Origin of the sequence: Acinetobacter sp. YH16032 (assembly GCF_013417345.1) — a bacterium.
Lineage (GTDB): Bacteria > Pseudomonadota > Gammaproteobacteria > Pseudomonadales > Moraxellaceae > Acinetobacter.
In genome coordinates, this window is sequence record NZ_VPEE01000013.1 from 60,116 (window position 1) to 80,439 (window position 20,324).

Below are 20,324 nucleotides of genomic sequence, written 5' to 3' on the forward strand. Positions count from 1 at the left end.
ATACTTTATAGTATTTGGAGTACACTCCACATCTCTACGGTTAGTAATAATCGTAGAGATTTTTCTTTTATATAATCTCTATTTTAGTTTGGTTTTGTCGATATGAGTAATTTGCGATCTTCCGCTATTCCTGTTTCTGATCCGTCTACGGGGTTACGTATTACGGAGATCTTCTATTCATTACAAGGTGAAGCCAACACTTCAGGCTTACCTACAGTGTTTATACGCTTAACAGGTTGTCCACTGCGTTGTACTTATTGTGATACCACCTATTCTTTTGAAGGCGGTGAACGTCAGTCTTTAGAGGATATTATCCAGACCACGCTTGATTTTAAAACACCTTATATTTGTGTTACTGGTGGTGAACCATTAGCTCAACCCAATGCATTACCGCTCATGGAGCGTCTAGCAGATTTAGGCTGTGAAGTTTCCCTTGAAACGAGTGGAGCGCTAGATGTTTCAAAAGTGGATCGTAGAGTTTCTAAAGTCCTAGATTTAAAAACACCAACTTCAGGTGAAGACTCACGTAATTTAATGAGTAATTTAGACCATTTAACTCAACATGATCAGATTAAATTTGTCATATGCAATCGTGAAGATTATGAATGGTCTAAACAACAAGTGAATGAATATGAATTGCACAAGCGTGTAAGTACTGTTTGGTTCTCACCTGCGTTTGCTGTAGAAAAAGGTGCTGCAAAGTTACCGCAACTTGCGCGTGATTTAGCACAATGGATCTTAGAGGATCACTTACCAGTTCGTTTCCAGCTTCAATTACATAAGTTGCTCTGGAATGACGAAACAGGTCGTTAAAACGTAAAAAAATAGCTCAAATTAAAACAGTACAGCACTTTTCTGTACTGTTGTTTGAGACAAAATGATCTTTTAGTGTGCTGACACTTTAATGGTCGTGCCATTCAAATTAATCCCTTTCATTGAAATATCCCCAATCTTATTATTTATTGTTGATGCATCCCCAACGCCTACCCCCCATAACATGGCATTAAAACCATTTTGATCTCCAAGACGATTTATTTTGAGTTCCAGTCCATCTGTACGTATCGAACCTGCAACATCAAAATCAAGATTATTGATGCCAAAACGCCCTGGTTGAGTATTTTTTAAATTAATAAATTCTATTCCAAATGCGCCACCACCATCATGATCGTGGACTTTAAAGCCTTCTAAACGTAAACCATCTTTAAATATTCCATTGAGTTTTAAAAGACTGCCTTGAGCTGCTGAACCGAGCTGAATATTGGTAGAGAGATTGGATATATAAAATTTCATATTATCCATAATTTTAACGGGGTCACTATAGCCTCGTCCTGTTGGACTAACTTGACCCGATTTACCCACCCAAATATCACCGGTATTAATAATAATATCTTCAGGAACAAATACACCTAAATTCAGAAAAGGGCCTGAAGTACTACTCCCTCCTTGAGCATCGATTTTTAAGGTAATACTAATATCTGCCGAACCAGAAGAAAGTGATAATGGATTCTTACTACGTCCATTCGCTGTACCGAAAATTAAGGCACCTGCTTTTGTGTTTCCTTCGTTGTAATCTGGCCCGAATCCACTGTTATCGTGCCAAATCAAATCAGCTTGAATGGGTCCACCTGGTAAAAGGCTAATCGTAATACCATCTTGTGCTGCATATGTTGACAATTCTTGATCTGAAAGCTCCTCAAATGCAAAAGAATTTGTACTGATCAACGCAGCAGTGGTTAAAATTAAAGTATTAATTTGATTCATTTTCATTCCGTAAAAATTATTTTTGTAAGTTTTAATCAAGTGTTTGTTAAATTATATTTAATATTTAAACAAAAACAACAACTGTTTAAACTTTATTCGACTCAAAAGAGAGTTTTATCTCATCTTCTAAAACGAACATTTCACTTTCTTTATAATAATCTCATTTAGTTTTGTAACTTCTGCAGATCAATGTATTCAAAAATTTATACCCCATTATTCTTTATATAATCAGTTATAATTCATTTTTTATTTGCTTTAATTTTTTGGAGTTCTCCTATGCGCCCTCGTGCCATTGTATTGTTATCAGGTGGTTTAGACTCAACGACTTGCTTGGCTTGGGCGCAAGCACGCTATGAATGTATCGCTTTAAGTTTTATGTATGGTCAACGCTCAACAACTGAATTGGATGCTGCACGTAAACTGACACAACAAGCAGGCGTTGAACATCGCGTGATTAATATAGATTTGGGTAATTTGGGTGGTTCTGCATTAACTGATCATTCCATTGATGTTCCTGATCAAGAACAAGAAGGAATCCCTGTCACTTATGTTCCAGCACGTAATACGATTTTCCTGTCTTATGCACTTGCAGCAGCAGAAGTGTTTGACGCAGAAGCCATCGTAATTGGAATTAATGCGGTAGATTATTCGGGTTATCCAGATTGTCGACCAGAATTTATTGAAGCATTTGCCAATATGGCAAGATTAGCGACAAAAGTAGGTGTGGAAGGAAAACCTCTTAAATTTGAAACACCTTTACTACAATTATCCAAAGCAAATATTATTCGCTTAGGCATCGAACATGGCGTAGACTACAGTCAAACGGTGTCATGCTATCAAGCAGATGACCAAGGACGAGCTTGTGGAAAATGCGACAGCTGTCGTTTGCGTAAACAAGGTTTTGCAGATGCAGGTGTTGAAGACCCAACTCGTTATATACCGTAATAACAGGGTGCCATATATGAAAAATTTAAAATCAAACATTATTCTTTCAGCCATTGTTTCTGCTGCAGCACTTTTCGGTTCTGCTGCTCAAGCAAATGAGCCGAATAATAAAATGCAGCAAGCCTACAAAAGTACTAACGTAAAATCTGCACTGATTAATGTTTGTAAGGAAGAAACTGCTAAAGGGAATAAGCTTTCTGCTGCTGAAGTCAGCAAATATTGTACTTGTGCAATTGAAGCAGACGGCAAGCTCACTAATGCTCAAAAATGGGAAATCCAAAGTGCGATTAACCAAAAGAAAAGCCCTTCTACCTTAGCTATCGTGAAGAAACAGAACGCTGATCTTCAAGCATGCTTCGGTCCACAGTTAACGTCTAAGCTACAGTCGTTAACAGAGGAAGCAATGAAAGCAGCACAAGCTAAAAAATAATCGCAGTTAACATAAGATAGCCACCTCGTGTGGCTATTTTTTTTGAATTCCCCTATAAATGTAGTGACAACTTTTGAGGAAATTATAATGTCAATGGAAACGATTAGTTTACCCAATCAAACATTCCCAACGACTACAGGTTCTGTGAATTTAACTGAGTTGAATACAGATTGGCTCATCATTTATTTTTATCCAAAAGATTCAACACCTGGGTGTACAACGCAAGCTGTTGGTTTTTCATGTTTGAAAGATCAGTTTGATGCGCTTCATACCACTATTTTCGGTGTTTCTAGAGACTCAGTAAAAGCCCATCAAAACTTCACCGAAAAGCAAGCTTTAACAATTGATTTGATTAGCGATAAAGAAGAAGTGCTTTGCCAACACTTTGATGTGATTAAAGAGAAAAATATGTATGGAAAAAAAGTGATGGGGATTGAGCGCTCAACTTTTATTTTTCATCAAGGCAAGCTCGTTAAAGAATATCGTAAAGTCAAAGCTGCAGGGCATGCTGAACAAGTGCTTGAAGATTTAAAAGCTTTGCAAAGCTAATAAAAAACCCACGATTGACGTGGGTTTCATCTACTTATAATTTTTTTTAACTACAATTAGAAATCAAAGCTTACGCCAATTTTATAGGTACGTCCTGCACCCAATGTGGTAAAGCCACTGTTAAATACACCCGCCCAATATTTTTCATCTGTGACATTGTCAATATTGGCACGGAAAGTCGTATATACACCGCCAAGATTGGTTGTGTATTTCGCACCGATATCGAGTAACGTATAGTCAGGAAGTTCGAGCGTATTAGTATTGTTGAGATATTGGCTATCTACATAGTTAGCACGTGCATTCACACTTAAACCATCCACCGGGAGTTTATACTCAATGCCAAGCCCTGCTGTGAACTCAGGTTGACCTTCTACTGTATTTCCCGAAAGCTCAACTTTTCCACTCATACCTTTGGTATATTCAGCATCAATATAAGCCAAGTTACCCCAAATAATCACATCATCTGTGACATTGCCTGAGAATCCATACTCAAGTCCTTTCGAGGTAGTTTCACCACCATCGGTCGTAATCTGAGTCGATCCATTGATCGGGGTGGCATAAACCTCTGTAAGTGTACTTGGTTTTTCAATTTGATATGCAGCAAGGGTATGTAACCAAGAACCATGTTGATATTTTGCGCCCACCTCATACTGTTTAGTTTGGAATGGTGCAAAAGTTTTACTAAAATTTACATCTGTTTCCGTCGTTACAGTATTGCCTTGAGACAACCCTTCTATATAACTTGCATAAAGCGAGATATCTTCACCCCAAGGTTTGACAACGATGCCTAAACTTGGCGATAGTTTATTTTCACTATAATTATTCTTCGGATTTGTTGGATTATTAATATCAATCTCTTGATAACGTGCACCTAGAATAAATTGCAGTTTATCATTTAACATTGAGATCTGATCTGTCAATGAATAACTGATGTAGTCATTATCTGCGGTTTGAGAAATTGCAGGGACGCTGGGCATAAAACCTGCATTACTTGGGTTATACAAGTTGGTGACAAACTTAGTTTCACCTGCTTTACTGTGCATATTCGTATCTCGATGCAAATAATCCGCTCTAAGACCGACAGTATGGTGAATATCTCCTGTATAAAATGCGCCTTCCAAACCTAAGTTTGCAGTAGTATTTCGTTGGTTCATTTTCACATGATAGTACTGAGAATTTGCATTGCCAGTTTCATCTGTAACAACCAAACGCGTCCCAAATAAATGTCCTTGATACTTCTGTTCAGCAGTGCCAATCCCTGCAATAACTTTTAGATTTTCAAGTAATTTATATTCACTTGATAAGCCCACGTAATTCGCAGATTGTTTACCCCAAAGATTGGGCAAATAATTACTACGTCCATCAGGTGCATCCAATACTTTACCTAACGTGGCAAATGAGACCATAGCTGGCGAGCCACCTTTACGATCGTCTTTAGTAGAATAAGCATCTAAGTTAATTTTTGCTTTATCGGTTGTCCAATCTAGACCCAAGACCGCTGAAATTGTTTCATCTTCTAGGCCATCCACCACATGCTCACCTTGACCATAATTGGCACTTAGACGTGCACCAAATTCTTGATCTTGGCCAAAGCGGCGTGCAACATCGAAACCAGACTTATAAAAGCCTTCCTCTTCAAAATTCGCGGTTACACGAGTTAATTCTTTTTCTGCACGCTTAGTATTAGCGATAATCACACCACCGACACTACCGCCCGGTGCCATACCAGCAATTAATGCATTCGGCCCTTTTAGTACCGTAACTGAACTCAAAATATCAGTAGATACTCGACCTGAAGGCGCCATACCATAAGCCCCATTTAAATTCAGATCATCCCAATTGACATTGAAACCACGGATATTAAAGTTTTCATTGAGATGCCCACTATTGGTCGTGGTACGAACACTTGGGTCGATCTTTAAGACATCCATAATGGTATGCGCGTGTGCATCTTGAATGGCTTGATCGCTGTAGTTACGGATGGTAAACGGCGTGTCTAACACATCCTTTTCACCTAAAATATTCAGTGTAGCTTTTTTTTTCAGTTTACCTGTGACATCGGTTTCTTGTGAGTCTGCTTTTACTACAATAGTTGCCAATTGTGTTGGTTCTTGCGCAACTGCAAAACATGGTATAGAAACTAAAGACAAAAATAATAGATTTCTTTTCACGTGGATGCCCTCTTATATACGGTTTTGGGCACATCATACACAATTTAAATGATAATGATTTTTATTTATAATTAATTTATCATTAATATTTACTTTTGTTTTTAACTAATTCACAGTTATATTCGATCATATTACAACCTTAGAAAAGTATCTCGTCCAACTTATTCAGAGCGACTTAGTTTGAAAATTTAAATAAGCATAAATATCAAGTTATCGATCGAAGCACAGTGGATCTAGCCATGAATAATCTAAGACAGTATTAATTAAAAATTTTAAATATGATCAAAAATTATGAGGTGGTTCTTAGAGTTACAGATGCTGTGATCAAACATTTGGAAAATAAAAGTTATCTTTTAAAAGGTTTTTTGCACAACTCCATGCTTAAATTTCTAGTTAACTAATTAAATGATAGGCGATGTACCACATGATTAAAGCAATCAAAATATCCAAAACTTGCCATGCGCGGGGATTGTGAAAGTAAGCTGATAGATATTGCGCACCAAAACCCAAACTAAAGAAAAATAACCATGATGCCGTGATCGCACCGATGGCAAACGATATTAAGTGATCTTCAAATTGCGTCGATATTGCGCCTACAAGCACGACAGTATCTAGATACACATGGGGATTCAGCCATGTGAATGCCAAGCAAACGAGAATAATTTTAAACCATGAAACAGCCGTATGATGATCAAGACACATCGATTTTTTGGTCGAAAATGCTTGATAAAAATGATGGACACCATATATCACTAGAAATGCAGCGCCACCCCATTGTGCATATGTCATCACTTGTGGATGGACTGAGATAAACTGCCCAAATCCAAATACACCAGCCAAAATTAAAAGTGAGTCTGAAAAGGCGCAAATGAGGCAAATAGACAGAACATATTCTTTTTTTAAGCCCTGTTTAAGCACAAAAGCATTCTGAGCACCTATCGCCATAATCAAACTTAAACTCGTTACAAAGCCATTAAAGAGTACGGATAAAGACATAAAACACCTAATATTTATCATTAGGCGGATTATGAACAATTCAATCTTAAATTGAGTATTATTAAATTAATATTAAGTTCATTAAGTTTTATTAAATCATGATGTTCAATTATAAAGACTGTGTCGCGTTTATCACCGTGGCGGAAACTGGAAGTTTTGATCTGGCTGCTAAAAAGCTTTGTCTCTCTGCGGCTGCAATTACTCTTCGAATCCAACAATTGGAACGGCAGATTGGGCAGACATTAATCCTGAGAGAACGACCTTGTCGTGTGACACATTCAGGTGAAATATTGCTTGAACATTTATTAAGGCAAAAGCGTCAAGAAGAAAATGTTCTGCAACTTATTCAGGGGAAAAATCTAAATTCTGAGTTTTATAAAATTATCATTGGAACGAATGCAGATTCATTAGAAACTTGGCTTTTGCCCACGATTGCTAAACAATTAATAGAGCATAAAATCACAATACAACTTCGAATAGATGATCAGGATCATACGCATCAATTAATGGAATCTGGCTATGTAAATGCGTGTATAAGTGCTGAATCCCAACCTAAGACAGGTTGCCACTCAGAATTTTTGTTCAAGATGCGTTATCAAATGGTATGTACGCCAGAATTCAAAATAACATGGTTTAAAAACGGACTAAATCGCGATTCCTTTCGCCGTGCTCCTGCGGTCATCTTTAATGATAAAGATCATTTACATGAAACGGTTCTATTGAATCAATTTGGATTACCGCAATCTAGTTATCCATATCATTATGTCCCCTCCTCAAAGTCATTTGTCGATGCAATCCAACTCGGCTTAGGCTATGGCATGGTGCCTGAACTGCAAATTCAAGACTTACTCGATCAAGGACTATTGATTTGTTTGTTGCCTGAGGCAACACAAGACGTTGATCTATATTGGCATCATTGGAAACAGCAGTCCCTACAACTCAAACATATTACTGACATACTCATGACACTAAAAAAGCAGTGAGTGAATCACTGCTTTCTTTTCATCGATTTAGTTGGCTTTCCATTGCCCTTCAAGCTTGATATTCACTTTTTCGCCAATTCCACCAATCGCTTTGCGCATACCGAAATCACTCCGGTTGATGACTGTTGAAGATTGTACATTCAACACATTTGGATTCGATGCATTTGGAGTTAAAGTTGTATCAAATGAAACTGGGCGCGTCACACCACGCATGGTGAGTTGTCCATCAAATTTGTATTTATTATTTCCTAAAGCACGAATTTGATTACTTTGAAAGGTCACAGTTTTATATTTGCTTGCATGAAAGAAACTGTCACCAAAGACCATATCCTTTAAAGAGTTTTTGCTCAGTTTAAGGCTATTCACATCCATCACAAATTTAGCTGAACCTTGATTAGGCTGTGCCGGATCAAAACTCATCTGTGATTGATACTTTTGAAATTGCCCATTTACAATCGACATTCCTGCAGATCGGATATCAAAGCTGATCTTACTGCTAGGTGATAGTGTCCATGTTTGCGCTTGAGCAAAAACAGAAGCAGACAATAGCACTGTGGCCAAACTCATTTGTGTAATAGTACGCACGATTTCCCTCGGTTTTCTTGTGTTAAACACAATCATTCAATTGATGCACTCAAACTTGTACTGTCTTGACGTTGGTATTTACTTTTAAGTTGTTGGTAAATTTCTGAATTTTGAAACGCTTGTAAAAATTGAATGGTTCCGTGGGGAAGTTCTTTTTCCATAATTTCCCCCCGATAGTATGCTTCGCGAAGTGGTGTTGCAGAAATTGCACCTTTTAAACTATCGAGTTCCAACATCTCCCACTCTGGGAAAAATTTTAGATAATAGGATGAGTCATCTTTAAAGTGGCCGATTAAGCCAACTTGATCATTTGGCTGTACTACACTCGCCACTAAAGATTTGACCAATTTTTGCCATTTTTCATCATTATAAACATCAATGACGTGTACAAATTTGATTCTTGCCTGTTGATCAAGAGAAAAGTTAGACAAAATCATCTGTTCACGTTCAATGGCTAAAAATGGATTTTTTATATTCCGCTCTAATTGAGCAGAACCAAGCGCTAAAATAACGTTCTGGCTATGCGTCAGCGCAATTTTAATGGTTTCCATATGTGCCAAATGAAAAGGCTGAAAACGTCCGATATAAACCAAATAATCAAATTTATAATTCATCGCCAAGTCACGTTTATGAACTGATCAGTTATGTCACTCTTCGCCAGAATACGACATAATAGATTTCATAAAATCTATATTAATTGAAAGCAAGGATAGTACGATGTCATTAAGTTGTATTCAACAACCTCATGAGCATTTAAATGCAAAATTAGAAGATGGTGTGCTGACCTTGGCGATTAATCGTCCTAAAGCCAAAAATGCATTATACGGCGAATTATACCTATGGATCGCCAAAGCCCTTGATGAAGCAGACAAAGATCAAGCTGTTCGTGTGGTCATTTTACGTGGCGAAGATGCGGATTTCAGTGCTGGTAATGATATGCAAGACTTCATGAAATCTGCGGCGATGAAAGATCAAATTCGTCCAGAAGATGGTCCTCCTTTTGTGCTTTTAAAATCTGCTGCTAAATTTTCTAAACCACTGATTGCTGCGGTACGTGGTGTGGCAATTGGAATTGGCGTAACGATCTTATTGCATTGCGACTTAGTTTATGCAGATAACACTGCTTTGTTCCAAATTCCATTTGTAAGCTTAGGTCTTTCACCTGAAGGCGCATCCAGTAAATTACTAGCACGTCAAGCAGGTCATGTGAAAGCAGCAGAACTTTTATTAACTGCTGATAAATTCGACAGTGAAAAAGCATTGGCTGCAAACTTGATCAACAGTATTGAATCTGACGTTTATGCAATTGCCGCTCAAAAAGCCACTCAACTGGCTTCACTACCACTTGCTTCTCTCGTGCAATCTAAAGCCTTAATGAAACATGATGTTGATGAGATCGTGTCCTGGATTGATCATGAAGCAGTAATCTTTATGGGGCGCGTCGGTTCTCCAGAAATGATGGAAGCTGTACAAGCTTTTATGCAAAAACGTAAACCTGATTTCACACAATTTAATTAAGCTAAAAGATCCGAGTCTCACGACTCGGTGAATACTCTCTATCTAAGGAATGGATCATGACGACTGAAAAAAAACGCTACTACGAACCTGCACCACAAGGCATTGATGTTGAAAATTTCAAAAAGGTCGTGACCAGTCGTCGATCTGTTCGGAAGTTTACAGAAAAACCTATACCGTCTGATATCCTCGATCAATGTTTAGATTTAGCACTCTTGGCCCCTAATTCATCTAACTTACAACCTTGGACTTTTTATGTTGTCCAAAATCCTGAAAAGAAACAAAAGATTGTAAAAGCGTGTCTAAATCAATGGGCTGCGCGCACAGCGGCTGAATTGATTGTCTGTGTCGCACGTACAGATCGAATTAATGAAATGGCAAAGCTGAATATTCAAGAATTTCCATTTCCTGAGATTCCTCCACTCGTCAAAAAATATTACACCTATATTCCACTGAATTATAAAACGGGTTACTTAAATGCTATTGGTAACTTTAAGAAAGTAACTTTCAAAGTAGCACGTACTTTTGACAAACAAATGCCTGTTACCGCTTTTACACCTGCGGATGCCAAACTTTGGGCAGCGAAGACAACTGCTTTAGCCTGTGAAAATCTTGTACTTGCGCTCAGAGCTTATGGATTCGACAGTTGTATGATGGAAGGTTTTGACGAACCTTTAGTATGTAAAACATTGGGGCTCAATACTAAAGAGTTTCCAATTATGGTCATTGGTGCGGGAGAGCGGGCTGAAGATGGTGTGTTCTTCCCACAATACCGTTTCGATCGAGACTTATTTATTCAAAAGATTTGATTGATCATATTGAATTTTGTTTAAAAACAACGTGCGATGAATCCTCATTGAGACTTAAATAAATGAACGAAGCTCAAAAAATAATGAGGATTTCAGAATTAGCTCTCAAATGCTTTTCAGAAAATTTTGAGAGCTATGGAAAAATAATGCATTTTCCCAAGAACTATTGTGAAGAAGCTTCATCGATTCTTCTGCTATTTTTGAGAAATGATGGAATTGATCAATTCGAATTAATTAAAGGTACCGACCTTCTAAATAACCATCATTTTTGGTTACAATCTCATGATTATATTATCGATTTAACTGCCCACCAATTTGAAGGCATTGAATTTCCCTATATTTTTTTAAAGCGAACCGATTATCCATTAACAAATAAATTTGTTGTACAAAAAAAAGTATCGATTGATGATAACTGGCAATACTTAAAAAACTTAACGCATAGAATTAAGAAAATATTTTATGAAAAATATTATGCCTAAGATCAATAAAGCTCTTTGAATCATGAATACATTTTATGTATTCATTATCGATCAATCCATCATAGGTCTAAAAGCTGAATAAACTCATAAGCTGGTTCTTCATAAGGATGACTCGCTTTTAATGCACGTGCCACTTCTATGGCTTTATCTTCAGGCACAATAGTTTCTACACGCCATTCTTCAACTTGTTCAAGCTCTCCGACTTGACCTATAAATGGTTGAGCTCCATTGACAGGTTTAAATTGACCTAAGCCCTTGACCTGCCAAGCGCATTGCTCATAATCACCGATCCCGCCTGCACCTGCTTCAAATACTGCCTGCTTCGTCAACTCTAGATGTGATTCTGGTACAAAATAGATCAGTTTAAGCATGAATAACCTCTTCCACGCTTTTCCCCTCTGTTGTCATTTGCATAAGGGCTTCAGTAATCATTTTCAATGCAATATTGTTTGAATGACGATGATAATTCGCATATAGACCAAGCTGTGGTAATTGCTCATCTGTTTTCACAATTTTGATATTATGATTTAAAAACTTCAGGAGGTATTCGGGAGCAAAACTAAAGCCCATTCCCAAATTAATCAGATTGATATGCTGTAATACATTAGTCACCCACAGCATTTGATCATCCATCTTTTCAAAGGGAACTAGAACATTTAATTTGTCATAGAATATTGGTGAAGCATTTTGTTCACACATAATCACTGATGAATTTTTTAACTCTTGTAGTTTCAATGTCCGTTCTGAAGGATGAAGATTGTCCGCAGCCACCAAATAAATTTGTTCTGTCAGAATATGGATATCTTCATAATCTGAATGATCCATTTTGTATCGAGTAAAACATATATCAAGTTCAGCATTTCTAAGTTTTTGTATTTGCTCAGTACAGGTCAAACTGTGTAAATGAATTTTAAGATTAGGAATATTCTTTCTTAACTGCGCCAGAATGCTAGGCATCAATTTCAGTTCAGCCACATTCAAAAATCCAATATGAATCTGATTATTCTTTTGCTGAGCAACCTGTCTAGCTGCAGCTACAGCTTGCTTGGCATTGTCCAGCGTCAAAGCTGCGTATTTTAAAAATGCTTCCCCTTCATCAGTCAGTTTGACTTTACGAGTGGTCCGATCAAATAAAGTAACACCGACTTCCTGTTCAAGATCTTTAATTTGCTGACTGAGTGATGGTTGTGCGGTATAGAGCTTTTCGGCAGCTTTAGTAAAGCTTTGCTCTTGAGCAACAGTCATAAAATACCGTAAATGTCGTAATTCCATATCTCAATCAGCCCATCGTGCATAAGTGCACTTTCATTACTTTGAATTTTATATAGATCGATAGTTTATATGAATACGACTATAGATCACTGCACTTTTTTTCTAGACTGACTCAATTCAAAAACTCTCCCCATGTATTCAATTCATTTAGGAAAAAGCATGTCTCAACATTTTGACACTGATGTTCTTGTCATTGGTACTGGTCCTGCTGGTTCAACTCTGGGGCTTGCCCTTGCCAATTATGGCGTCAAAGTTCAATTGTTTACCCAGTTTAATTGGTTAGCCAACAGTCCTCGTGCACATATTACTAATCAACGTGCCATGGAAGTCCTCCGTGATTTAGGTATCGAAGAACAGGTGAAGGAAATCGCAACACCTTGGGAACACATGGGTGAAAGCCTGATCACAACCAGTTTAGTCGGTGAAGAAATTGCTCGTATCAGTGCTTGGGGCACAGGCGATGAACGTCATGGCGATTATATCAAAGGAAGTCCATGCCCTTTAGTAGATCTTATCCAACCTAAAATGGAAGCGCTACTCGTTAAAAATGCGGCTGAGCGAGGCGCTATTTTTAACTTCAATACTGAATATTTATCTCACGTACAAGATGAACACGGTGTGACTGCGACTTTCCTCAATCGGATAACCAATACCGAATTCAATTTACGCGCCAAATACTTGGTGGGAATGGATGGTGCACGTTCAAAAGTCGTTGAACAGCTTGGATTACCCCTTGAAGGCGTGATGGCACGGGCTGGTACAGTCTATGTAACCTTCAAGGCAGATTTGTCTAAATACGTTCAGCACCGTCCTGCGATTTTGCAATGGATAGTCAATCCTGAAGCAAGTTTTGGTGATTTAGGTATGGGGCTATTGCGTGCCATCACCCCATGGAATGAGTGGATTATGGGTTGGGGCTTCGATATTTCTAAAGGCGAGCCTCAAGTGACTGCAGAGCAAGTTCGTGCACGTTTAGATGCTTTCGTTGGTGAGCATGTTGAAGATGTTGAAATTCAAAAATTGTCTTATTGGTACGTGAACCAAACATGGGCAACTGAATATTCGAAAGGTCGTGTATTCTGTGGTGGTGATGCAGTGCATCGTCACCCACCATCAAGTGGTCTAGGCTCAAACACCTGCATGCAAGATGCCTTTAATCTCGGTTGGAAACTTGCATATGCAGTTAAAGGTTGGTCTCAACCTACGCTTCTCGATTCTTATACCGTTGAACGTGCGCCTGTAGGTAAGCAAATTGTTGCGCGAGCAAACCAATCACGATTTGATTATAAACACCTCAAAGAAGTTTTTGGTTTTGATCAAGGTGTAACAACCCAAAAGCAAATGCTGGAGCGTATTTTTGCTGAAAATGAACAAGGCGCTGAAATACGTACAAAACTCTACAATGCATTAGCAATTAAAAATTTTGAATTTAATGCTCAAGGTGTTGAACTGAATCAGCGTTATAGCTCAAATGCTGTCATCTCTGAATCAGAACCTGAAGTATTTAAACAAGATGATCAACTTTACCTACAAGCCACTACACGCCCTGGAGCAAAAGTACCGCATACTTGGCTCATCAATGCTAAAGGTCAAAAAGTTTCAACTTTAGATATTACGGGCAAAGGTCGTTTTACCTTACTCACTGGCCTGTCAGGCAAAGGCTGGAAACAAGCTGCTGAACAGCTTAATCTTGAGTATTTAGATGTCATTCAAATCGGTTCAAGAGATTATCGTGATGTCTATGGTACATGGAATGCGAAGTCTGAAATTCATGAATCTGGTGCTGTTTTAGTACGTCCAGATGGCTATGTCGCTTGGCGTTATCAAGACAGTACCAATGAATCTTTTGATTATGAAAATACTCTGAGAGCAGTTCTAAAACAGATTCAACTTACTGTTTAAATAATAAAAGCCACCTTAAGGTGGCTTTTTTTTACGCAGTTAAGAAATAACCTGCAATTAAAAATAGGATTTGAAGACTGGTCACAAAAGCGAATAGCTTCCAGCCTTTATGCCTCAACTCGTGTTTGTTCAGTATCATCATTGTTTTGGTCATATCGTCACCTCATACCTGAGTTAAAAACGAACCGCATTAAATTCTTACTTATTATGGTTAGCTATATGTCCAATAAACACACTTGTCCTAACCTCTATATAAAAGCAAAAACCAAACCAAGTCCAGTGGGAGAAAGATTTTGAAACCAAATCTATAAAAACAAAAAACCACCAAAATGGTGGCTGAATAAGCTCATGTTAGCGAATCTAAATTTATTTTTCCATAAGGTAAATTTAAGATACTATTTAACAATGTTTTTTATTAATAAATTTATTCATTATTTTTCTTTTAAGCTCCACGTTGCAAATAAAAAAACTGATATTGATCCAGCCAAATTAACTGCGAGTTCAGCATGTCTCGGTGCAGGTTTAAAATTGGTTTTACCTTGCCCATGTGCATCGCCCACTTTATTTCGTAATGAACCTAAGCCTTCAATAATTGAACTACAGCCTCCAAGAATCTGTTTAAAAGTCTGTTCTGTATGTTGTGATGGAGCTAGGTTTAATTCTTTGCTGACTAATCTGTATAATTGGTTAATATCAGACGCATTTCCGTAGTCAATTTGATGTTCATCAAGAATATATTTACAAGTCGACTCTAAAAGTGTCCTTGCTCATGTAATAGCAACATCAGGATCAGTTACTCTCCGCTCTCATGCTTTCTGCCATATTTGATGAATATAATCAGAACTTAATTCATTAATTCTCAACTCCACTACTTGATCTAAGGGAGAAGTATTTCTTCTTTCTAAAACATTCAATAACTCTTTAAATTCTGAATAAATATAATTCTCACGTTCCACATAAGATTTAAAATCCCATTTAATTCTCGCTTCAAACTCATCTAAGGTATTTGTATCTTTAACAATAAATGGAATATATCCATAAAGGTTTTTTATCAGCAATTCTTTTCTAAGCTCTTTAAATGCCTCTGAGGTACCTTTTTCATAACTATCTGTAGCCCTAGCTATTAGCAATTCACGCAAGTGTAATACTTTTTAAATTAGACCAGACATTTGAGAACTCTTTATTTGTTTTCAACTCAATTCTACATCTTCAAAACAATAATTTACCTATGAAAAAGCCACCTTATGGTGGCTTTTTCAATCTATTGATTTAATCAACCAATAAACTTACGAGCATTACGGAACATACGTAACCATGCACCATCTTGATCCCAATCTTCAGGTTTCCAAGAGTGCTGAATCGCACGGAAGTTACGCTCTGGATGAGGCATCATAATCGTTGCACGACCATCAGTTGAAGTCACGCCTGTAATTGCTTCAGGTGAGCCGTTCGGGTTCAATGGGTAATGTTGAGTTGGATTACCTTGGCTATCAACATAACGTAAAGTCACTTGATTACCCGCATTCAATGCAGCAATAGAGCTGTCCGCTGCAACAACGCGACCTTCACCATGCGCCACAGCAATTGGTAAAATCGAACCTTCCATACCTTCTAACAGTACAGATTTAGATTTTTCAACACGAACGTTTACAGCTCGCGCTTCAAACATTTCTGATACGTTACGATGGAAACGTGGCCAGTTTTCAGCACCTGGAATGAGTGGAGCCAATTGAGACAACATTTGGCAACCGTTACAGATACCGAGTGAGAATGTTTCTTGACGGTTAAAGAATTTCTCAAATTGATCACGAAGTTTAGGATTGAACAATACTGACTTCGCCCAACCACCACCAGCGCCTAAAACGTCACCGTAAGAGAAACCACCACATGCCACTAAACCTTCAAATTCATCAAGGCTTACACGACCAGCGAGTAGGTCACTCATATGGACATCAATCGTATTGAAACCAACTTTGTCGAATGCAGCTGCCATCTCCACATGACCATTTACACCCTGCTCACGCAAGATTGCCATATTCGGACGACGTGTATTGATATACGGTGCTTCAATTTCTTCATTCAAATCGAATGTCGCTTTTGCAATAAGACCTTTATGATCTTTATTCGCAATTAGACTATATTCTTGATCTGCAGTTTCCACGTTGTCACGTAAACGTTGAATCTGATGTGACACTTCAGTCCACGCTTGTTGCAGTTCAACACGATCTAGCGTTAAACCATTGATCGTTAGCGTATCAGTAGTATTCACTGTACCAACGACACTGATCGCATCTTTTAAGCTTGATGCTGAAACTTCAGTCTGTAGTGCATCCCAATCAGCTTTAGCAATTTGTAATACTGCACCAATTTCTTCAGCAAATAAGCTTGCTACAGATTGATCTTCTAAAGCCACACCCAAACGTGAAGCGAACATCATCTCTGCAACAGTTGCGATTAAACCACCATCACCGATATCATGGTAAGCTTTAATTAAGCCACGGTTGTTCCAATCTTGCACCAATGCAAAGAATGCTTTGAAGTCATCGAAGCTATCTACATCTGGTGTAACCGAACCAATTGCTTTATACACTTGCGCAAGGATCGAACCACCAAGACGGAATTGACCTTTAGACAAATCAATACGTACAAGTACTGAATCTAAGTTTTTCAATTCTGGTGTTAATGTCTTACGCACATCAGTCACTGGTGCAAATGCTGTGATCACACCTGACATTGGAGAAGTTACAGACTTATCTTCACCTTCGTCATTCCAAGTCGTACGCATCGATAAAGAATCTTTACCTACAGGAATTGCGATGCCAAGCGCAGGACACATTTCCATACCGATGGCTTTTACACCTTCAAATAATGCTTGGTCTTCGCCTACTTGACCTGCTGCAGCCATCCAATTCGCAGACAATTTAATGTCGCTGATTTTCTCGATTTTTGCAGACATGATGTTGGTGATTGACTCAGCCACTGCTAAACGTGCAGATGCCGCAGGATTTAACAATGCTACAGGTGGACGTTCACCCATTGCCATTGCTTCGCCTGTGTAGCCCACTAAACTTGTTGTTGTTACCGCAGCATCTGCTACAGGCACTTGCCATGGACCAACCATTTGGTCACGTGCAACCATACCTGTAATTGAACGGTCACCAATGGTAATTAAGAATGATTTAGACGCAACTGTTGGGTTCTTAATCACACGGTAAATCGCATCTTTAAGATCAGTCACTTGTGCAGCATCAAAGTCATCACCGTGACGTTCGATACAGTCATACGCGCGGCTCATACGTGGCGTACCACCTAAGATCACTTGCATTGGTACATCAACTGGGTTGTTACCAAACAATGGATCTTCAACCGTTAAATGACGCGCTTCAGTCGCTTCACCTAATACGGCAAACGGACAACGTTCACGCGCACAGATTGATTCAAATAATTCTAATGAAGATGGACGGATCGCCAATACATAACGCTCTTGCGCTTCATTTGACCAAATTTCCATTGGCGCCATACCTGGCTCCAATGATGGTACTTTACGAAGATCAAGTTTTGCACCTAATTCGTGGTCATTTACCAGTTCAGGCATCGCATTTGAAATACCACCAGCACCTACGTCATGTACAGACACGATTGGGTTGTGGTCTTCCATACGCCAGCAAGTATCAATGACTTCTTGGCAACGGCGTTCCATTTCTGGGTTTTCACGTTGTACAGAAGCAAAGTCTAAGCTTTCGCCCATTGTACCGCTATCTACAGAAGAAGCAGCGCCACCACCAAGACCGATGAGCATTGCAGGACCACCAAGCACGATCAATAAATCGCCCGGTTGGATCGCATCTTTTTCAACGTGGTCAGGACGGATGTTACCGTAACCACCAGCAATCATAATTGGCTTATGGAAACCTTTTACATCACCATTTACATTTTGCTCAAATGTACGGAAGTAACCATTTAACGCAGGACGACCAAATTCGTTGTTAAATGCAGCACCACCCAATGGACCTTCAATCATAATTTGAAGTGGAGATGCCATACGAGATGGTTTACCGTAGTTTTCTTCCCATGGCTGTTCAAAGCCTGGAATATTCAAGTTAGATGTAGTGAAACCTGTTAAGCCTGCTTTTGGCTTACCACCACGACCTGTTGCACCTTCATCACGGATTTCACCGCCCGAACCTGTTGCCGCACCTGCAAATGGTGCAATCGCTGTAGGATGGTTGTGGGTTTCCACTTTCATTAAGATGTGGGCAGCTTGGCTCTTGTATTTATAAACATAATGACCATTTTCATCTTTTTTTGGATAAAAACGTTGCGTATCAAAACCAACAATCACTGAAGCATTGTCTTTATATGCTGACAATACATCTGTAGGTGATTCTTTATAGGTATTTTTAATCATTTGGAACAATGACAATGGTTGGACTTCTCCATCAATTGTCCATTCTGAACCAAAGATTTTATGACGACAATGCTCAGAGTTCGCTTGTGCAAACATCATGAGTTCAATGTCATGCGGATTGCGACCTAACTTGATAAATGCTTCAGTTAAGTAATCAATTTCTTCATCCGATAAAGCAAAACCAAATTCAGAGTTTGCTTTTACGAGCGCTTCTTTACCTTGACCTAAAATATCAATCGAGTTCAGCGGTTTTGGCTCAGTTTCAGTGAATAAAGCAGCAGCATCGTCAATTTGATTGAAAACACTTTCTGTCATTCGGTCATGCAGAATTTGCTTAATTTCATTTGAAACGTCTTTTACACCCTTCAAAGTAAACAAAACACCGCGTTCAAGACGATGAACCGGTGTGTTGCAGTTCGCGAAAATATCGGTCGCTTTTGAAGACCACGGCGAAATTGTGCCTACGCGTGGAGTGACTAAGATTTGAATCTCATCTGTGGCTGCTTGGCGTAATTCAAATGACGCACCATCATTTAGAAGCTGTAAAGCGGATTGCTGTTGTTGCTCGTTGAGCGCTTGGTCGAATAAATAAACCCATTGACTTTCTATTGATTGAACCGAACTAATTGACTGTAAACGAGTTAATAGTTGCGTTTGCTTAAAAGAAGAGTGTGCTGGTGCACCGGCCACGATAAACATGCTGATTTTGGCTCCACGGGATGGTCTTTTGAACCATGCCACAATGTGACTTGAAGAGAGCGCATATTCTACTGTGTATTGCAAAATTCAGCTAGATAGCAAAACTGCTTTAAGACATATTTTCGATCGAGTTTACGAATAAATCTTTTTTATTCAGTAAAAAAAATTGAATTGCACCCTATGATGCAATTCAAATGAGATACGCCTAAATAATTCTTCAGTCATCTCAACTATTGAGTGTTGGTGACTTTTAACAGATGTTGAATCGCCTCTAGAGCCATAATCATAGATTTTGGATCAACTAAATCCTTGGTATCACAAGCTTGGTGATAACATGGCGCAAAATCTAAAATTATCTCCCCCTCGTTTGCACCTGGACGTTCTTGTTCATTAAATAAAATGATCGATGTGACCGGCACTTTTCCTAGAAATGGTGATGTGTCGCTTGCTGTTAAAGTGGTGATGTCTTCTTTGATCGTTAAGTTCTTTGCTTTAAAGAATGATTTTAAATGTTCTTCAAGCGCAGTATCTCCTGGATGACTAGGTAAAGACTTTAAGCCATCAATCATTGGTTTATAGTCAGATTCAGATAATCCAGCAGACTTAAACTGGGCTTCTAAATCTTTTAATGAAGATTTATCTACATCAGCAACCAAAATATTCGGATTTTTTGTACCGACCATATCAACATTGGGTGGTGTTTCAAAAAGTATGCTGAAAAAAACAATATGGCTTTTGATAAAATAGAGGTATGAAAATAACGCTACAAATCAAATGTCCTACCTGTCTAAGTAACAATATAAAGAGAAATGGCATCAAA

At 38.5% G+C, this 20,324-nt stretch carries 20 protein-coding genes and 1 pseudogene; 9 read left to right on the forward strand and 12 right to left on the reverse strand.

What is annotated here, in order from left to right; all coding sequences use genetic code 11:
• Window positions 1-102 precede the first annotated feature (102 nt).
• Entirely contained in the window at window positions 103-813 is a 711-nt protein-coding gene (queE, locus tag FTV32_RS08835) for a 7-carboxy-7-deazaguanine synthase QueE (protein WP_180028447.1), read from the forward strand.
• Window positions 814-885: 72 nt separating this feature from the next.
• Here the strand turns inward: queE and FTV32_RS08840 are convergent, their stop codons facing one another.
• Window positions 886-1,761: a hypothetical protein gene (locus FTV32_RS08840; protein WP_180028448.1), complete on the reverse strand. Its 876-nt coding sequence runs from the start codon at window positions 1,759-1,761 to the stop codon at window positions 886-888.
• Between the two features lie 276 nt (window positions 1,762-2,037).
• Here FTV32_RS08840 and queC point away from each other — a divergent pair, with 276 nt between their 5' ends.
• The 3 genes from queC (at window position 2,038) to FTV32_RS08855 (ending at window position 3,685) form a co-directional block, all read left to right on the forward strand.
• Window positions 2,038-2,706, forward strand: coding sequence for a 7-cyano-7-deazaguanine synthase QueC (gene queC / locus FTV32_RS08845; protein ID WP_180028449.1), 669 nt, complete (start codon window positions 2,038-2,040; stop codon window positions 2,704-2,706).
• Between the two features lie 16 nt (window positions 2,707-2,722).
• A complete protein-coding gene (locus FTV32_RS08850) occupies window positions 2,723-3,136 on the forward strand; it encodes a hypothetical protein (RefSeq protein ID WP_035267219.1) in 414 nt (137 codons plus the stop codon).
• A gap of 93 nt (window positions 3,137-3,229) precedes the next feature.
• A complete protein-coding gene (locus FTV32_RS08855) occupies window positions 3,230-3,685 on the forward strand; it encodes a peroxiredoxin (protein ID WP_180028462.1) in 456 nt (151 codons plus the stop codon).
• 56 nt (window positions 3,686-3,741) lie between these two features.
• On the opposite strand, the gene FTV32_RS08860 is transcribed toward FTV32_RS08855, so the two are convergent.
• Together FTV32_RS08860 and FTV32_RS08865 are read right to left on the reverse strand one after the other, a co-directional pair.
• Window positions 3,742-5,856: a TonB-dependent siderophore receptor gene (locus FTV32_RS08860; RefSeq protein WP_180028450.1), complete on the reverse strand. Its 2,115-nt coding sequence runs from the start codon at window positions 5,854-5,856 to the stop codon at window positions 3,742-3,744.
• Between the two features lie 393 nt (window positions 5,857-6,249).
• The gene (locus FTV32_RS08865; protein WP_180028451.1) at window positions 6,250-6,852 is read right to left on the reverse strand and encodes a LysE/ArgO family amino acid transporter; all 603 of its coding nucleotides are present in this window, start codon (window positions 6,850-6,852) and stop codon (window positions 6,250-6,252) included.
• A gap of 101 nt (window positions 6,853-6,953) precedes the next feature.
• Between FTV32_RS08865 and FTV32_RS08870 the strand changes: the two genes are divergently transcribed.
• Window positions 6,954-7,835, forward strand: coding sequence for a LysR family transcriptional regulator ArgP (locus FTV32_RS08870; RefSeq protein WP_180028463.1), 882 nt, complete (start codon window positions 6,954-6,956; stop codon window positions 7,833-7,835).
• A gap of 27 nt (window positions 7,836-7,862) precedes the next feature.
• On the opposite strand, the gene FTV32_RS08875 is transcribed toward FTV32_RS08870, so the two are convergent.
• Together FTV32_RS08875 and FTV32_RS08880 are read right to left on the reverse strand one after the other, a co-directional pair.
• A complete protein-coding gene (locus tag FTV32_RS08875; protein WP_373683329.1) occupies window positions 7,863-8,420 on the reverse strand; it encodes a YceI family protein in 558 nt (185 codons plus the stop codon).
• 32 nt (window positions 8,421-8,452) lie between these two features.
• Window positions 8,453-9,034, reverse strand: a complete 582-nt coding sequence (locus FTV32_RS08880) for a nicotinate-nicotinamide nucleotide adenylyltransferase (RefSeq protein ID WP_180028452.1) — start codon at window positions 9,032-9,034, stop codon at window positions 8,453-8,455.
• Window positions 9,035-9,137: 103 nt separating this feature from the next.
• Here FTV32_RS08880 and FTV32_RS08885 point away from each other — a divergent pair, with 103 nt between their 5' ends.
• The 3 genes from FTV32_RS08885 (at window position 9,138) to FTV32_RS08895 (ending at window position 11,223) form a co-directional block, all read left to right on the forward strand.
• Entirely contained in the window at window positions 9,138-9,938 is an 801-nt protein-coding gene (locus FTV32_RS08885; RefSeq protein ID WP_180028453.1) for an enoyl-CoA hydratase-related protein, read from the forward strand.
• A 56-nt stretch (window positions 9,939-9,994) separates the two neighbouring features.
• Entirely contained in the window at window positions 9,995-10,744 is a 750-nt protein-coding gene (locus FTV32_RS08890; RefSeq protein WP_180028454.1) for a nitroreductase family protein, read from the forward strand.
• A 62-nt stretch (window positions 10,745-10,806) separates the two neighbouring features.
• Window positions 10,807-11,223: a hypothetical protein gene (locus FTV32_RS08895; RefSeq protein ID WP_180028455.1), complete on the forward strand. Its 417-nt coding sequence runs from the start codon at window positions 10,807-10,809 to the stop codon at window positions 11,221-11,223.
• Window positions 11,224-11,282: 59 nt separating this feature from the next.
• On the opposite strand, the gene FTV32_RS08900 is transcribed toward FTV32_RS08895, so the two are convergent.
• Together FTV32_RS08900 and FTV32_RS08905 are read right to left on the reverse strand one after the other, a co-directional pair.
• A complete protein-coding gene (locus FTV32_RS08900) occupies window positions 11,283-11,594 on the reverse strand; it encodes an NGG1p interacting factor NIF3 (protein WP_180028456.1) in 312 nt (103 codons plus the stop codon).
• Entirely contained in the window at window positions 11,587-12,495 is a 909-nt protein-coding gene (locus FTV32_RS08905) for a LysR family transcriptional regulator (protein ID WP_180028457.1), read from the reverse strand. Before FTV32_RS08905 ends, FTV32_RS08900 begins: the two co-directional genes overlap by 8 nt.
• A gap of 159 nt (window positions 12,496-12,654) precedes the next feature.
• Between FTV32_RS08905 and FTV32_RS08910 the strand changes: the two genes are divergently transcribed.
• Window positions 12,655-14,397 carry an FAD-dependent monooxygenase gene (locus FTV32_RS08910; protein WP_180028458.1) on the forward strand — a complete coding sequence of 581 codons (1,743 nt, stop codon included), beginning with the start codon at window positions 12,655-12,657 and terminating at the stop codon, window positions 14,395-14,397.
• 31 nt (window positions 14,398-14,428) lie between these two features.
• Here the strand turns inward: FTV32_RS08910 and FTV32_RS17465 are convergent, their stop codons facing one another.
• The 5 genes and pseudogenes from FTV32_RS17465 to FTV32_RS08925 all read right to left on the reverse strand — a co-directional run.
• Window positions 14,429-14,551: a KGW motif small protein gene (locus FTV32_RS17465; protein WP_306669938.1), complete on the reverse strand. Its 123-nt coding sequence runs from the start codon at window positions 14,549-14,551 to the stop codon at window positions 14,429-14,431.
• Window positions 14,552-14,828: 277 nt separating this feature from the next.
• The gene (locus tag FTV32_RS17470) at window positions 14,829-15,131 is read right to left on the reverse strand and encodes an abortive infection family protein (RefSeq protein WP_373683330.1); all 303 of its coding nucleotides are present in this window, start codon (window positions 15,129-15,131) and stop codon (window positions 14,829-14,831) included.
• Window positions 15,132-15,203: 72 nt separating this feature from the next.
• A complete protein-coding gene (locus FTV32_RS17475) occupies window positions 15,204-15,536 on the reverse strand; it encodes a hypothetical protein (protein ID WP_257227610.1) in 333 nt (110 codons plus the stop codon).
• A 134-nt stretch (window positions 15,537-15,670) separates the two neighbouring features.
• Window positions 15,671-19,504, reverse strand: a complete 3,834-nt coding sequence (purL, locus tag FTV32_RS08920) for a phosphoribosylformylglycinamidine synthase (RefSeq protein ID WP_180028459.1) — start codon at window positions 19,502-19,504, stop codon at window positions 15,671-15,673.
• Between the two features lie 230 nt (window positions 19,505-19,734).
• Window positions 19,735-20,196 (reverse strand): annotated as a pseudogene (locus tag FTV32_RS08925) (aminopeptidase); the annotation flags it as partial.
• Window positions 20,197-20,324: the final 128 nt, after the last annotated feature.

Coding starts and splice junctions, on each gene's coding strand:
- queE (WP_180028447.1), top strand. CDS start 103: ATGAGTAATTTGCGATCTTCCGCTATTCCTGTTTCTGATCCGTCTACG.
- FTV32_RS08840 (WP_180028448.1), bottom strand. CDS start 1,761: ATGAATCAAATTAATACTTTAATTTTAACCACTGCTGCGTTGATCAGT.
- queC (WP_180028449.1), top strand. CDS start 2,038: ATGCGCCCTCGTGCCATTGTATTGTTATCAGGTGGTTTAGACTCAACG.
- FTV32_RS08850 (WP_035267219.1), top strand. CDS start 2,723: ATGAAAAATTTAAAATCAAACATTATTCTTTCAGCCATTGTTTCTGCT.
- FTV32_RS08855 (WP_180028462.1), top strand. CDS start 3,230: ATGGAAACGATTAGTTTACCCAATCAAACATTCCCAACGACTACAGGT.
- FTV32_RS08865 (WP_180028451.1), bottom strand. CDS start 6,852: ATGTCTTTATCCGTACTCTTTAATGGCTTTGTAACGAGTTTAAGTTTG.
- FTV32_RS08870 (WP_180028463.1), top strand. CDS start 6,954: ATGTTCAATTATAAAGACTGTGTCGCGTTTATCACCGTGGCGGAAACT.
- FTV32_RS08880 (WP_180028452.1), bottom strand. CDS start 9,034: ATGAATTATAAATTTGATTATTTGGTTTATATCGGACGTTTTCAGCCT.
- FTV32_RS08885 (WP_180028453.1), top strand. CDS start 9,138: ATGTCATTAAGTTGTATTCAACAACCTCATGAGCATTTAAATGCAAAA.
- FTV32_RS08890 (WP_180028454.1), top strand. CDS start 9,995: ATGACGACTGAAAAAAAACGCTACTACGAACCTGCACCACAAGGCATT.
- FTV32_RS08895 (WP_180028455.1), top strand. CDS start 10,807: ATGAACGAAGCTCAAAAAATAATGAGGATTTCAGAATTAGCTCTCAAA.
- FTV32_RS08900 (WP_180028456.1), bottom strand. CDS start 11,594: ATGCTTAAACTGATCTATTTTGTACCAGAATCACATCTAGAGTTGACG.
- FTV32_RS08905 (WP_180028457.1), bottom strand. CDS start 12,495: ATGGAATTACGACATTTACGGTATTTTATGACTGTTGCTCAAGAGCAA.
- FTV32_RS08910 (WP_180028458.1), top strand. CDS start 12,655: ATGTCTCAACATTTTGACACTGATGTTCTTGTCATTGGTACTGGTCCT.
- FTV32_RS17465 (WP_306669938.1), bottom strand. CDS start 14,551: ATGACCAAAACAATGATGATACTGAACAAACACGAGTTGAGGCATAAA.
- purL (WP_180028459.1), bottom strand. CDS start 19,504: ATGTTTATCGTGGCCGGTGCACCAGCACACTCTTCTTTTAAGCAAACG.